Raw genomic sequence first — 13622 nt, 5'->3', positions numbered from 1 at the left:
CACGAGATGGGCTTCGCACGCGAGGTCGGCGACAGCCTCGTCTTCATGGACGGCGGTGTCGTCGTCGAATCGGGCAACCCGCGCGACGTCCTGACGAACCCGCAGCACGAACGCACACAGTCCTTCCTGTCGAAGGTCCTGTAGCCCCGCGTACGCAGAAGCAGAAGCAGAAGCAGAAGCAGAAGCAGAAGCAGAAGGAGGTGGCGGAGGGGGAGGGGGCGGTACGGACATGGAGTCCGCACCGCCTTCTTTGTCAGTCCTGCCGCAGCCTCAACCGCCGCCCGACATGGCTACTTGACGGGGAGCGCCACACGGCGCATGCCATCGGCAGCCCGTAAGATCCGTCGATCAGACGGCCGGCGCAGCCGCCGTCGCCCATACCGCCGTGATCTTCCGGTGCGGGGCGCAGAGCCGGGCGGCATGCCGCAGGCAGTGTCGACGTCGCACCCCCAACGACTCAACGACCGCCCAATTACTCCAATACAAGGGCAACTTGCAGAGGATGGCAGAGTCTCAGTGCTCTCCCGGTTGAGGGGATAGATCGGCGAGGGTGCACTCGCAGTCGCCCTCAGCACGACGGTGGAGACCGTCACAACGGTGAAGGCGGCGCGTCGTCCCAGAGGGCGAGGTCCGCGGAGGAACCTAGGGGTTTCATCGGCACGCCCGTGACTGGTGTCGGCTCACTGCGGCCAGGGTGCATCGGTGATCCGCTCAATCACGGACGTGCGGTGGAAGCCGGGAACGAAGCGTTCCAGGTAGTCCGCATTGATGGTCCCGTACGTGGTGTCCGGACGGTCCTTGAGCCCCTCGATGAATGTTTGTACAAATTCTTTCTTAAAATTTCCGCGCGGATGAGCGGCGACGATCTCGCCCACCTGGTCGCCCTCGAGTCCGTCCAGGCCCCAGCCGACCGCGTCCGTCAGAACGCCGTAGTTGGTGGCAGCGATCTCCGGTCCCATCCGGCCGGGAATCCCCGGCGTCGTGTGCAGAGCGATCGCCGTCCAGACCACTTCGGCGGCGCTCTTGGGGAACCCGCGGTCGAGCAGGAACTTGTGCGCGTGGTCGGCGCCGTCGAGCTCGAAACGCTGTTCCTCCTCGGAGAACGGGGTCAGGAGGCCGGTGTCGTGGAACATCGCGGAGATGTAGAGCAGCTCGGGATCGGGCTGCAGGCCGAACTCGCGCGCGTGCAGGGAGGCGAAGAGAAAAACACGCCGGGAGTGATGGAAGATCAGGGGCGTGATCGTTTCCCGGAGGTGGCTCGTGGCCTCCGCCACGGCCGCGGTCTCGGGAATTTCCACCCCTGCGATGATGTCGGTCATGCGTCCGCTCTTTCCGATGCGATCTGTCACGAGTGGACTGTGCGTCCGTTGTTCTCATGGTCATTCATTGCTCTGGCCTGTCGCTGAGCTGTCGGCAGTTGCCGACGTTGGTCATCGTTGAGTGCCCTTCCACGGACAACTCTTGCTGGAGCACCGGCGAAGACGATGCGCGACGCTGGGAGCTGCAGTGTCAGGCGCCTTGGCGGTGGTGCTGAGCGTGTCGAAAGGGTCCCCTGCGATCACGCTTGCTAGCGTCCGCTTCGCCAAAGTAATCCATAAATGACCGATTCACGCCCGCGGGTGGTCGAGAGGACACGGACCATGAACGACTTTTCCCGTCGCCGATTGCTGAAGACTTCTGCGGTCGCCGGCGCCGGCGCAGTCGTCGTGCCGGGCGTCGCGGCGGCCACGACCACTAGTGCGAGTGCCGCGACGGAGACTTCCGCAAATGAGGCGTACTCGGCGCATTGTTCGCCGGCGAAGCTGACCGGCCGCATCGTCCGTCCCCACGACCCTGGGTACACGGACGCGCGCCTCGGCTGGGACCAGCTCTTCTCTCACTATCCGCTGGTCATCGTCTTCGCTCAGAACACTCAGGACGTGGTCAACGCCCTGACCTGGGCGCGGCAGAATGATGTCGCGCTGCGGGTCCGGAGCGGCCGCCATAGCCTGGAGGGCTGGTCGAACGTCGACAGCGGCCTCGTGATCGATATCAGCGAACTGAAGTCGGTCCATCTCGACAGTGCTGCTCGTGTCGCGACGGTCGGTGCCGGACTCAACCAGCTGGAAGCGGTGACCACGCTCGCGAAGCGGAACTTCGCGGTGACGACAGGCACCGAAGGCACGGTGGGCTTGGCCGGCGCGACGCTCGGTGGTGGCTTCGGCTTCCTGACCCGCTGGCTGGGGATGGCGTGCGACAGCCTGATCGGCGCCGAGGTCGTCGTGGCCGAAGGTGGCGAGTGCGCAAAGGTGATCAAGGCAGATCTGACCCATAACTCGGACTTGTTGTGGGCGCTGCGCGGTGCGGGCAACGGCAACTTCGGGATCGTCACCTCACTCACGTACAAAGTGGCTCCGCTGAAGAGCGTTACGTATGTGCAGGCGACGTGGGATGGCATCGATGACCTACGTAGGGTCTTCGATGCCTGGCAGCGCACCGCACTGCACGCCGATGACCGCCTTGGCACGCAGGTCGAAATTCACCGCAATCAGACCCTGTTGTTCGCGGTCCTCGCGGAGGGGACGCCAGCGGAGGCCAAGAAGCTGCTGGCCCCGATCCTGTCGGTCGGTACACCCCAGGTGTCGGTGCAGGTCGGCAACTGGGGCGAGGTGTATTCGGGATTCCAGATTCCTACCGAGAACGAACCCGCGAACTGGAAGTTCTACTCTCAGTTCACCAGGAAGCCGTTCCCGGGCAGAGCGATTGACGTGATCGCCTCGTTCATGCGGGACGCGCCCACGGACGACAGCAACTTCTTCACTCAGGCGTTCGGTGGGGCGGTCAGAAGGAGTCCCCGCGGCGGCACGGCGTTCCCGCATCGCGACGCACTCTTCTACTCCGAGCCCGGTGCCGGCTGGGGGACCCGTTCCGACCAGCCAGGCATCTGCGACCCGCTCACCCCGCAGGCTCAGGCCTGGATCGCCGAGTTCAGCCAGGCCCTGCGCCCCTACGTGGACGGTGCCTACGTCAACGTACCGAACGTCGGTATGCAGGACTGGGAAACCGCCTACTGGAGGGACAACTTCGACCGCCTGCGCGAGATCAAGGCGAAGTACGACCCGCACAACGTCTTCCAGTACGACCAGAGCATCCCGCCTGCGTCCCGCTGACCGAGCGTTGATGGAGCCCCCTGCCGACCGGTGAGGGGGCTCCGCCGTGCCTACCCGTCTCAGGCCTTTCGCTCAAGAGAGCCTGACTTTGCTGCGGTTCGATAATCGTGGTTGGAGAGCCTCTTTCTGGGCAATTTGCCGATCTCGGCACGCCATTTGGAGACTGATCGGAGGAGCCCACCGGCCGCTGGAGATCCTTAAGGGTGTGGGTGGGGTCGTGACGGCTGTCGTGGGCTGCTCTATGCCGGAGCGATGAGGTATCCCGATGGCGGAGGGCTGACGGCTGGGGAGCAGGTTCGGCGTGGTAGTCCGGTTGACGGCCGCTGATCTGATCGAGGCGGCGGCCGGCGACCGGGAGGTGGGCCGGCGGTTCAGGGTGACGCGGATATCGGCGAACTGCTGGCGACGGGCACTGGCTGGGGGTGGTCGGCAGGCTCTGCTCTCCAAGGGCCCCGGCGGTGCCCGCTGCAAGCTCGATGCGAGTCAACTGCGGGGGCTGGAAACGGTGTTGGATGCCGGCCCGGCCGCCGCAGGCTGGAGCGACCAGTGCTGGACTCCGGCCAGGGTCGTTGAGGCGTGCACCGACGGTTCAGGGTGGAGTACACCCTGGCCGGGATGGACCTGCTGCTGCACCGCATCAGCTGGAGCGTGCAGGTCCCCCTCCGGCAAGGCCACCGAGCGCGACGAAGGGAAGATCGCCGTCTGGGAGTACGAGCAGTGGCCCGTCATAAGGAGACGGCGGCGGACCATGTTGAACACCACGGCGAGCGCCTCGAGAGAGATGCTCGACGTCGTCACCACGATCCCTTTCCGGGAAGCGGGCAAAGAAGTTGGCGTCCCTCCCAATATGGGAGAGGCGCTTCGGCGTGGTGGGCTTTGGAGTTCGCCGAGCTGGTTACGTGGCGGGTCGGCGGAGGGTAGGGGCGCCCGGTGTCCCTGGCGGTGTGCGAATGCTTCGGGGGAGGGCCAACACCCGCTGGTCATACGGCCGTCCGACCACGCCGAAGGCGCTGCACATCACGGGGTAGGGGCAGCGGCCGGTGCGACTGGAGTCGGGGTCGCGCGGCCAGTCTCCGGGCGGTCCCTGGGCCGTTTGAAGTTGGAAGAACGACATGCTGGCACGGGACTACACGGCCATGGACCCTGCAGACTCGCGTCACGTGGGCCTCGACAACGTGACTCGTGCCCTTGCCCAGTCGTATGCCGAGCATCCCGCCTACCAGCAGGAATGGCGCTCCTAGGAATCTCCGAAGAGACAGGATCCAGTCCGGTTCACTGATCGATCGGCCTGTCCCTGCTCGGCCGTCGGAGCCCCGGGTGCGTCCCGCAGGGATCCGTCAGGAGGTGGTTGCCGGGTGCGGGTTGCCGAGGTACGGGAACCGGTCCAGGGTGTCGGTGTGCGGCGTCAGACCGGTGGGCGGCGCCTCGTTCTTGGTGAGGAACGCGACGCGGATGTCGATGACGTCTTCCGTGAAAGTCCGGCCATTCGGGTACGCGGCAGGCTTGGACGGGTCGAAGTGCAGCACGTCCGGCAGGAGGCCGTGCTCGTCGAGCGCGGTGATCGCCTCCTCACGCGAGTAGCCGCCGGTGTGGCCCAACAGGTGGACGAACTGATCCGTCCACCTGGCCCGGTCGTTGACCGGCTCGCTGGCGTTGTACTCCTCCTTCGTGTCGTCGGTGTTGAAGAAGCTGCTCATTGAGGGGTGCCCGGCCCGGTCCGCGTGGACGAATTCGCCGTCGCGCAGGACGCTGCACCGGCCCCAGATGTGCAGCTCGGGCTTGGGGGCCAGCTCCGCGGTCGGCAGTTCGATGGCCAGGGAGAAGACGTTGGCCGTGCTGTTGGAGTCGACGCCGGTCCACGGGGACTCTCCACCCAGATGGGGCGCGGTGAAATTCCGGTTGCCGCTGGTATCGAACAGATTCTTGATGCCGTCGAAGTCGAAGAAAAAGGCATCACTGCGGCTACCGGCGGCCACCTTGTAGTCGCCGCTGCTGACCACCTTGGCCTGAGGGCCGAAAGAGACGGCGGCGTTCGACACGATCTTGGTGCCGACAGCCTCGGGCATACAGGATTCCGCACCGGTTGCCATGAAGACGCTGTAGGTCTGGGAGCCGTCGGACGCCGGCGGGCTGAAGACCCAGCTGAAGGCGATGTCGGTGAGGTAATCGCCGTCGTTGTCGATGTTCAGTCGGTATACGGCGTCGGGGTGCAGGGCATCGGCATTGGGATTGGCATTGAGGATGAGAACGGTCCTGCTCGGATCGCCGGGTGCCCCGAAGGCGTACAGGTCGCACAGATCGAGGCGCTGGTCGCCCAGCGGTGGCCCAAGGCTGAGGCCGGTGAAGTGGTTGGACATGTCAGGCCCTTCCATTGCTCGCAGGTCGGAGAACAGCTACCGCTCAACGGCCGTTCTGGGGCGAGTGAGGTACGCCCGCACCTGGACGGTGCGTCCAAGCTAGCCGCCACAGCAGTCCGACTGTCGAGGGCGAACGCGCAGCCGCCAAACAACGCTCGGATGGGTCACCGACAGGCGGGAAGCGATCGTCTCGCGCTTGGAGAGCACGCCTTCAGGGGGCCGCCGATCAATTGATCAACTCACAAAAGAGACACGCTCCAGCGTCCTGCGCCGGAGATCCGTCCGCAGAAGCGGGCGGGTCGAGAATCTCTTCGGCGGTCTTGGTCCAGGTGAACGGGGTTGGATTCTCGTTCCACTGCTTGACCCAGGCGCGGATGTCAGCCTCCAGGGAACGCACACTCTTGTGTGCGCCGCGATGGATCTTCTGGTCTGCGAGGAAGCCGAACCACCGCTCCACCTGGATGATCCACGAGGAACCCGTGGGCGTGAAGTGCAGGTGGAACCGCGGGTGTTTGGCGAGCCATGCCTTGATGGCCGGGGTCTTGTGGGTGCCGTAGTTGTCGCAAATCAAGTGGACCTGCAGATGCTCAGGGACCTCATTGTCGATCTTGATGAGGAACTTCTTGAACTCCGCTGCCCGGTGTCGGCGGTGTAGTGAGGTGATGACTTCGTCGGTCGCGATGACGAAGGCCGCGAACTAGGTGGTCAGACCGTTTCGGACGTAGCCATGTGCGCGGCGCTCGGGCATGCCCGGCAACACCGGCTGAGAGCGGTCCAGAGCCTGGATCTGGGACTTCTCGTCCACCGACAACACCACCGCACCCTCGGGCAGGTTGAAATTCAGCCCCACCACGTCGTAGACCTTTTCCACGGACAACAGGTCCGCCGACAGGTTGAAGGTGTCGGTCAGATGCGGCTTGAGCTGGAACTTTCGCCAGATCCGGCCCCCGGTCGACTTCGACAGGCCACTCCGATCGGCCATCGATGAACGCGACCATTGAGTGGCGTTCATCGGGATCTCCTTCAACGTGCCGATCACGACCGCCTCCACCTGCTCAACACTGATGGTGGGTGGCCGACCCGGCCGGGGCTCGTCCACCAACCCGTCCAGGCGGCCGGCCAGAAACCGGCGACGCCACTTGCGGACCGTGCCCGCAGCGATCCGTAACTGCGTCTGGCGTGTGCCGATGCTGATGTTCCACCGCGATTGTTGTGGTGGCGCGGGTTATGGCGAACGAAAGTCTCCGGGCGGTCATGGCGGCGGGCGGGTGGACCCACGAGGTGCTGGCGGCGAGGGCGGAGGTCGATCCGAAGTCTGCCGAGGGGTGGGTCAATTCGGGCCGCGTCCCTCGCCAAGTGACCGCCCTGCGAGCGGCGGAGGCTCTGTGCGAGGACGTGCCTGCTCTGTGGCCGGCGTTTCGCCAGCCCTGCAAGGCACGCAGGGTGAGCCCCGAAGTCGTGGCGCTCAACCCGTAGCGCGCCGATCGCCCGGTATCCGTTTTCGTGGATCTGTTCCGGCAGGCCGGCGAACGCATCTACGTCCTCGTGTACGCCGCGGTGTTCCTGCGGAACGAGTCGGCGGAACGAGTCGCGGACGGCTGCGGCGTACTGAGGACGGCGGGATGTTCGGCACTTACGCGGCCAGCTTCCATGCCGTGTGGGACACGGCCCGTCCGGTTGAGGAGTAAGCAATGGCACGCACTGAGTACTACCCGCTCCCCTTCGAAGCCGAGGACTCTCAGTGGCGCCTCGCATTTGAAGCGGTCATCGATGGCATTTGGTGAGCGCCGGCATGGTGGCTGGAAGGAGCACGTCTGCGGTCGTGGCCGGAGCGTGATGCCTTGGCGAGCTGAGCCTGAGGAACCGCTTTCCGTGTCAGCCGGGAGGCTGGCCGAGCCGACTGACTGTCGTGAGCTGTGCGTGTGTCGGCGGCAAGGCCCTGGTGCCGTAGATCAAGGAGCGCTGCGGCCGCGGCAGGGTGTTCGGCTGGCTCGCACGGGCTGAAGGCGCCGGGACAGAAGTCCGGCGCTTTCAGCCTCGCGCAGTACACCGACGCCGAAGCGCGGACGGCGATGCAGTACATCGCCGCGCCACCCACGCCACCTGTGCAGCCAGTTCACGCAGTGATCGCGCAGCGGGCCCCGGGGGCCTCGGCGCGGCAGTGGGTCCGGGGCTCTGGATCGACAGCCCCGTCCGGCTCCGCCTGGTTCATTGTGTCTGGCGGCTGCGCCAGTCCGGGGTCTGGGTGAGTCGGGTAGTCCACAGCTGGTCGACGCGTGAGCGTTCGGTGGTGTTCGGGTAGCGGTTGGTGCAGGCGGGGCCGGGGCCGCCGCCTGACATCAGTTCACTGCACGGTCCGCTGTAGTGGTCCGGCAGGCCCAGTACGTGTCCGGTCTCGTGGGTGGCGACGCGGATGGAGTCGTTTTGCCGGCTCTCGGTGTAGTCGAGGAAGATGTAGCCGTTTCCGTGGCCGTTGGTGGAGGCGTAGGACCCTTCCGGGTCGTTGCCCTCACGGTAGGAGAAGTCGGCGCCACTGGATGTTGCCTGGAGCTTGACGTTGGATTCGGAGCTGTTCCAGATCGAGGCCGCGCTTGATATCTGTGAGCGGAAGCTCGGTGCCTGGGAGGCGTTGTAGTAGACAGTTACCGCCTGTGTGTTCGGCTGGGCGGCGCGCTTGTCGGCGACCGATTTGAGCACGGCCTCGAAGAATGCTTTGTTGTTCGATGCCTCTTTGGCCGATCCGTACCGCGCCACGGAGGTGCTGCCGGCAGCGGGCGGGGTGGCGGCCGTCTGGGCGCTTGCCGGCACTGCGGCGCCCAGCGCGCTGGAGGCCAGGCCGAGGCCGAGAGCGAGGGCGAGGAGCCTCGCGGACGTTCGGGACGGCTTCATACGGGGGCTCCTACTCGCTTGGTGACGCCGAGGGCCGGTGTGTGGTCACTTCTGTGTGAGCACCGGTTCCGAACTGCGGCGAGGTCCTGTGGGTCGTCATTCTTAGAACGGCTCGGCGGGGCGCACAAGGGGTCCCGCCACTACGTCGCCTCGTAGGTCCCGGGACCTCGCCAGGGCCGTGTGCGGGTCTTGCGGTCCGTGCATGGCGGCCGGCCGGGAACCTGTCGCGGCGTCAGAAGCGTTGCACCGCGGGGCAACGGGCGTGTGTGCCGGCCGGGCGGGATCCCGGGACGCACGGCAGGATTCAAATTAGGACAAATATGGACAAACGCTCAGATGCCTGCCATGCCGTATCTACTAGGTGTGCCGGTTGGTTGGCGGGGCGCTGTGGCCGATGTCATAGAACGTCGGCTTTTGTTCCTTCGCGCCGAGTGGGTTGTGAGCATCGGCTTCGCCGCCTGGTGGCTGCGTCGCCACGTTGCGTGTGCGGTCCTTGTTGCTGCGTGCGGCCCGTTCGGCCGGTGCAATCCGGACGGCCATGCGGGTGCGTCTGGCGGCCGCCTGCGGGCGCTGCGTGTCTCTTCGGGTCACACGCTTGTGACGCGGCGCCGTACGGGGCGGAGGGTGGTGTCGTCCCCCCGGGGGGCTGTGCCGTGGTGAAGTCGCGAGTGGGCTGCTGTGGCGGGGCGTGTTGGTCCTCCATTCGGCGGCAGGAGAGGCGGCCCGACGGGTCGGTTGGCGCCGGTGGTCGTTGGAGCCGGAGGGGGCCACGTCGTTCGGGCCGGTGTCCGCCGGTGGGGGCTCCAGGGGATCGATGTCTTCCTGGGAACCGTGACGGGCCTGGTGAGGGTGTGCTTCCGGGCTCGAACAGGGTGTGCTTCCGGGTTCGAACAGGGCGAACCCGGCGTCCGGTCCCGGGCCGGTGAGAAGTGCGCACCTTGACCGGGAGGCGGGGCGGGGCGTGCGTTCGGGGCCGAGGCCGGCCATGGCGCAGACATGCCGCGGTGTGGGCCGTGCCGGGACGGCACGCGGACGGTGCTGCTTGTCGAGGAGGGATCATCGCGTCGGTGTGACCCGGGCCACGCGTACAGCCCGCCTCTGGAGGCGGTCCGGCCGCCCACTGCGAAGAATGGGAGCCCCGCGTCGGTGCCGCAGCCCGCGGCTCCCGCAGCCGTCCGCAGAGAGGCTCCGCCCATGCCAGGTCTCTTCCGGCGCCGGAAATCCGATCCGCCCGGGCGGATCGCTCCGCGCGCGTCGCATCCGGCCACCGACCGCATGCTGCGTACGCTGTTGCGCCGCCGTAAGAAGGCCCTGACGGCCGAGGACGTGACCGTCGCCGACCGTCCGCAGGTGCGCAAGGCCGTCACCGCGGCCGCTCTGGGCAACACCATGGAGTGGTTCGACTTCGGCGTCTACGCCTACCTGGCGGGCACCCTGGGCAAGGTCTTCTTCCCGTCGAGCTCCCCCGGCGCGCAGGTCGTCTCCACCTTCGCCACCTTCGCCGCGGCCTTCGTCGTGCGTCCCCTGGGCGGGCTCGTCTTCGGGCCCCTCGGCGACCGCGTGGGCCGGCAGAAGGTGCTCGCCGCCACGATGATCATGATGGCGGCCAGCACCTTTGCCGTCGGCTTCCTGCCGACCTACTCGGCGGCCGGCTTCCTCGCCCCGGTCCTTTTGCTGGTGTGCCGTCTCGTCCAGGGCTTTTCCACCGGCGGCGAGTACGCGGGCGCCACGACCTACATCGCCGAGTACGCACCCGACAAGCGCCGGGGCTTCCTCGGCAGCTGGCTCGACTTCGGCACCTTCGTCGGCTACTCGCTCGGCTCCGGTCTGGTGACGGTGCTCACGCTGGCGCTCGGCAGCGACGGCCTCGAGGACTGGGGCTGGCGTATCCCCTTCTTCGTGGCGGGTCCGCTCGGTCTCATCGGCCTGTACATGCGCATGAAGCTGGAGGAGACGCCCGCGTTCAAGCAGGAGGCCGCGTACGCGCACTCACAGGCGTCGGGAAAGGGGGCGGACGAAGACCCCGTGGAGCAGGCCCGGCAGTCGGGCAAGGGCCGTGTGAAGGAGATCTTCGCGCGCCACTGGGAGGCGGTACTCATCTGTATGGGCCTCGTCCTGCTCTACAACGTCACCAACTACATGGTGACGTCGTACCTGCCGACCTATATGACCGTGACGCTCGGCGAGAGCGACACGACGGCGCAGTTGCTGGTCCTCGGCACGATGCTCCTGGTCGTCCTGCTGATCACCACCGTCGGCAGGACGTCCGACCGGTGGGGACGCAGACCCGTGTTCATGGCCGGGAGCATTGCGCTCATCGCGCTGTCCTATCCCGCGTTCCTGCTGATCAGGGAGGGCGGGATCCTGCTTCCGGCGTTTGGGTGCGCGATCCTCGGCATACTGCTCGTCATGTTCGCGGGAACCGCAGCCGCCACACTGCCGGCCCTCTTTCCCACCCGGATCCGCTACGGCGCCCTGTCGATCGCGTACAACCTGTCCGTGTCGCTCTTCGGCGGCACCACCCCCCTGTTCGCCTCAGGCCTCGTCGAGGCGACGGGCAACAACATGGTCCCCGCGTACTACCTGATGGTCGCCGGAGTGATCGGCCTCATCTCGACGTTCTTCCTGCACGAGACCGCGGGGCGACCGCTGCGCGGATCTGGCCCCATGGTCGAGACGCCGGAACAGGCCCACAGAGTCGTGGCCCGCAGCCGCACCGCCGCCGGACGGCAGGCGCGCGACATCTGGGTACGCCTGCGCCATCCGCACGCGCGTCACTCGCCGCCGGACGATGAGTGACGCGCCCCGACGAGTCCGGGATCCACGCCTTCCAGTGGACATGACACCGCTGCACGACGGCACGGACGAGAAGGTGGAATCCCTGGCCCTGGCCCACCATGCGAGAGAGTGGGGCCCCGGCCGGCGAGCCGGACGACCACGCCATCGGCTGGTCCCACGGCGGACTGACCGCGAGATCCATCTTGCCGCCGACGACCGCTGTCGCCCCCTCGCGTTCGTTCTCGCCGCCGGACATGCAGGTGATGCACCCGCCTTCACCCTGTGTGGTGCTGTTGGACGCCGGCACCGCACGGACGACCCATGGCGAAATTCGTGATCATGAAGTGTGGCTGCGTCCGCCGATTTGCGTTACGCCCCGTACTGACCGGGCCTCCGAGGCGGGTAGACAACCTACCCGCCGGACTTGCCCCGACTTGTCCGCATGGAGCAATGTGGAGGCATGGGCGGCAAGGAGGGCCCCACGCTCATTGCGTCGGTGCAGCGAGCCTTCCGGTTGATGGAGGCTGTGGGTGCGCACGAAGGCGGCGTGCCGGCCAAGCAGCTTGCGCGCGAGACAGGCCTGGCTCTGGCCACGACCTACCATTTGCTGCGCACGATGGTGCACGACGGCTACGTGCGCAAACTTGATGACAGCACGTTCGTCCTGGGGGAGAGGCTGGGCGCGCTGCATGGAGGAAGCCGCGATCAGGCGGCGCTCAGCAGGGTCCGTCCGACACTCACGGAGCTGCGAGACGGCCTGTCAGCCGCGACCTATCTGACCTTCTACGAGGACGGCGAGATCCGGGTCGCGGAGATCGTGGACGGACCGAAAGCGCCCCGTGTCGATCTGTGGGTCGGCTTCGAAGACGCAGGACACGCCACGGCGCTCGGCAAGTGCGTTCTGCGCGAGCTGGACGGCGACGGCCGCGCCGACTACCTCTCCCGCCACACGCTGAACGATCTCACCCCTCGCACCATCACTCACCGTGCCGAACTGCTACGACGCCTCGACGCCGCGCCCCAAAGGCCTGCCGTCACCGACATCGAGGAATACTCCCTGGGCACCGCGTGCGTCGCAGTGCCGATTCGCCAAGGGGACACCCTTGGCGCTCTTGGTATCTCCCTGCGCGCCAACCGAACCGACCGTCTCGAAGGCGCTGTGGCGACGCTGGTCGCCACAGCGGAGCGTGTGTCCCGCGGGCTTTCGCTCACCATCTGAAAACCCGGACCTTGTGACTTCGTGCCACGGCCCGTCTCATGGACTAGACGGACAAAACGGTAAAAGGTGCAGAGGAGTAGGGACGTGTGTGATCAGGGCGTCGCAGGGCCACATTCGTCAGTCGATTGCCACGTGGCGAACGGCTGGACGGTCGTCGAAGCCAACGACGAGATCGACATTGCCTTCGCACCTCTCGTACAAGCCGCAGTGACCCGGAGGCTCGCCCAGGGCCACCGCCACTTTGTTCTCGACCTGTGCAGTACCTCCTTCCTCGACTCCATGGGCCTCGGCATGATCGTCGCCGTCACCAAACGCATCAAAGCCAGTCAGGGATCGCTGCGCATTGCCTGCTCCGACGAGTGGCTCCTGCACGTCTTCTTTCTCGGCGGTCTGCGTCACGTCTACTCGTTCCACGACTCCGTCGAGCAGGCCATCGCGCAGCCCCCGGCGCAGAGAGGCCTGCTGGTCGGTCCGGCAGGCGCAACTGACGCACCGCAATTGCAATGAGCAGAGAGGCCGGCCCCTTCAAGCCACTCTCGACGGCCTCGTGGCCCGGAGCCTCAGGCCGGCCCGGAGCCTCAGGCCGGCGCGGGGCCGAAGGTGGCAAGGGCGTCGGCCACCTGCTTTGCCACCTGGGCGACGTGGGACGGCGTAGTTAGCGACAGCGACGCCTTCGCCGAACCTATCGTCGTGGGTGCTCCACACCATGCCGAGCTTGTCCAACTGCCGTGCCCGCTCACCCTCAAGTTGATCGCTGTTGCAGTACTTGCGCTGGTCCGCCGACCACACCCCCAGCGGAAGCCGCGCAGGCGACCAGTCGCCCCCGGCGTCACATACCGCTGCGGCGTCTGGTCCAGCCTGCGTGGTGCATGAGTCCGATGACGAGGTTGCGCAGGGTGGCCATGGCCGAGGTGCGGTGCCGGTGCGTACTCGCGAGGCGTCTTCGTTGAACGTCACGTCGCCGATGTGGTGCAGAGCCTCAACTGTCCAGTGCTCCTGGACGAGTTTGGCGAGTTTGGCGAGTTGCGCCGAGCTGGCCTGTTCTTGTGTTCTCTTCGGCCTGACTGCGGGTGGGATCACGCAGTTGACCGCCCGCGGCCCTGGTGTGGGTTGCGGGCGGTCGTGTGTGGTGGTGTTTTGGGGGTGTCAGGTTTCGGTTTGGGTGGTCCAGGTGCCGAGGGAGATTTCGGCGGTGATGCCTGGTCCGAAGCCGGCCATGAGGCCGCGGTG

Annotated in this window: 10 protein-coding genes and 4 pseudogenes; 9 read left to right on the top strand and 5 right to left on the bottom strand. The window is 66.5% G+C overall.

Going from position 1 to position 13622, the window contains the following annotated elements; all coding sequences use genetic code 11:
- A pseudogene (locus ACIPWY_RS40205) lies at nt 1-144 on the top strand (ectoine/hydroxyectoine ABC transporter ATP-binding protein EhuA); the annotation flags it as partial.
- Between the two features lie 536 nt (nt 145-680).
- Here the strand turns inward: ACIPWY_RS40205 and ACIPWY_RS40200 are convergent.
- Complete coding sequence (locus ACIPWY_RS40200) at nt 681-1319, bottom strand: HD domain-containing protein (protein WP_401537079.1); 639 nt, start codon at nt 1317-1319, stop codon at nt 681-683.
- Between the two features lie 321 nt (nt 1320-1640).
- On the opposite strand from ACIPWY_RS40200, the gene ACIPWY_RS40195 reads away from it, so the two are divergent.
- From ACIPWY_RS40195 to ACIPWY_RS40185, 3 genes are all read left to right on the top strand, one after another.
- Nucleotides 1641-3149: an FAD-binding oxidoreductase gene (locus tag ACIPWY_RS40195; RefSeq protein ID WP_401537077.1), complete on the top strand. Its 1509-nt coding sequence runs from the start codon at nt 1641-1643 to the stop codon at nt 3147-3149.
- A gap of 615 nt (nt 3150-3764) precedes the next feature.
- Complete coding sequence (locus tag ACIPWY_RS40190; RefSeq protein WP_401537075.1) at nt 3765-4070, top strand: hypothetical protein; 306 nt, start codon at nt 3765-3767, stop codon at nt 4068-4070.
- Between the two features lie 191 nt (nt 4071-4261).
- Entirely contained in the window at nt 4262-4390 is a 129-nt protein-coding gene (locus ACIPWY_RS40185) for a DUF6221 family protein (protein WP_401537073.1), read from the top strand.
- Nucleotides 4391-4486: 96 nt separating this feature from the next.
- On the opposite strand, the gene ACIPWY_RS40180 is transcribed toward ACIPWY_RS40185, so the two are convergent.
- Together ACIPWY_RS40180 and ACIPWY_RS40175 are read right to left on the bottom strand one after the other, a co-directional pair.
- Nucleotides 4487-5506, bottom strand: a complete 1020-nt coding sequence (locus tag ACIPWY_RS40180) for a DUF4331 family protein (protein WP_362910924.1) — start codon at nt 5504-5506, stop codon at nt 4487-4489.
- Between the two features lie 226 nt (nt 5507-5732).
- Nucleotides 5733-6665: pseudogene (locus tag ACIPWY_RS40175) on the bottom strand (IS630 family transposase); the annotation flags it as partial.
- Between the two features lie 68 nt (nt 6666-6733).
- On the opposite strand from ACIPWY_RS40175, the pseudogene ACIPWY_RS40170 reads away from it, so the two are divergent.
- Nucleotides 6734-7114 (top strand): annotated as a pseudogene (locus ACIPWY_RS40170) (XRE family transcriptional regulator); the annotation flags it as partial.
- Between the two features lie 600 nt (nt 7115-7714).
- On the opposite strand, the gene snpA reads toward ACIPWY_RS40170, so the two are convergent.
- Entirely contained in the window at nt 7715-8395 is a 681-nt protein-coding gene (gene snpA / locus ACIPWY_RS40165) for a snapalysin (protein ID WP_362910925.1), read from the bottom strand.
- A gap of 357 nt (nt 8396-8752) precedes the next feature.
- The gene (locus ACIPWY_RS40160; RefSeq protein WP_362910927.1) at nt 8753-8935 is read right to left on the bottom strand and encodes a hypothetical protein; all 183 of its coding nucleotides are present in this window, start codon (nt 8933-8935) and stop codon (nt 8753-8755) included.
- A gap of 735 nt (nt 8936-9670) precedes the next feature.
- Between ACIPWY_RS40160 and proP the strand changes: the two genes are divergently transcribed.
- From proP to ACIPWY_RS40140, 4 genes and pseudogenes are all read left to right on the top strand, one after another.
- Nucleotides 9671-11194 (top strand): glycine betaine/L-proline transporter ProP, encoded by a 1524-nt coding sequence (gene proP, locus ACIPWY_RS40155; RefSeq protein WP_393706195.1) that lies wholly within the window; start codon nt 9671-9673, stop codon nt 11192-11194.
- 143 nt (nt 11195-11337) lie between these two features.
- Nucleotides 11338-11450, top strand: a pseudogene (locus tag ACIPWY_RS40150) (IS5/IS1182 family transposase); the annotation flags it as partial.
- A 183-nt stretch (nt 11451-11633) separates the two neighbouring features.
- On the top strand, nt 11634-12392 hold the full coding sequence (locus tag ACIPWY_RS40145; protein ID WP_393706193.1) for an IclR family transcriptional regulator: 759 nt from the start codon (nt 11634-11636) through the stop codon (nt 12390-12392).
- A 132-nt stretch (nt 12393-12524) separates the two neighbouring features.
- Nucleotides 12525-12899: an STAS domain-containing protein gene (locus tag ACIPWY_RS40140; RefSeq protein ID WP_393706194.1), complete on the top strand. Its 375-nt coding sequence runs from the start codon at nt 12525-12527 to the stop codon at nt 12897-12899.
- Nucleotides 12900-13622: the final 723 nt, after the last annotated feature.

This window comes from Streptomyces sp. NPDC090032 (genome assembly GCF_044748025.1).
Lineage (GTDB): Bacteria > Actinomycetota > Actinomycetes > Streptomycetales > Streptomycetaceae > Streptomyces.
The sequence above is the reverse complement of the archived record's forward strand: the minus strand, read 5'-3'. Positions and strand labels throughout refer to the sequence as shown.

Coding starts and splice junctions, on each gene's coding strand:
- ACIPWY_RS40195 (WP_401537077.1), top strand. CDS start 1,641: ATGAACGACTTTTCCCGTCGCCGATTGCTGAAGACTTCTGCGGTCGCC.
- ACIPWY_RS40145 (WP_393706193.1), top strand. CDS start 11,634: ATGGGCGGCAAGGAGGGCCCCACGCTCATTGCGTCGGTGCAGCGAGCC.
- ACIPWY_RS40160 (WP_362910927.1), bottom strand. CDS start 8,935: ATGGCCGTCCGGATTGCACCGGCCGAACGGGCCGCACGCAGCAACAAG.
- ACIPWY_RS40180 (WP_362910924.1), bottom strand. CDS start 5,506: ATGTCCAACCACTTCACCGGCCTCAGCCTTGGGCCACCGCTGGGCGAC.
- proP (WP_393706195.1), top strand. CDS start 9,671: ATGCTGCGTACGCTGTTGCGCCGCCGTAAGAAGGCCCTGACGGCCGAG.
- ACIPWY_RS40200 (WP_401537079.1), bottom strand. CDS start 1,319: ATGACCGACATCATCGCAGGGGTGGAAATTCCCGAGACCGCGGCCGTG.
- ACIPWY_RS40190 (WP_401537075.1), top strand. CDS start 3,765: ATGGACCTGCTGCTGCACCGCATCAGCTGGAGCGTGCAGGTCCCCCTC.
- ACIPWY_RS40185 (WP_401537073.1), top strand. CDS start 4,262: ATGCTGGCACGGGACTACACGGCCATGGACCCTGCAGACTCGCGTCAC.
- snpA (WP_362910925.1), bottom strand. CDS start 8,395: ATGAAGCCGTCCCGAACGTCCGCGAGGCTCCTCGCCCTCGCTCTCGGC.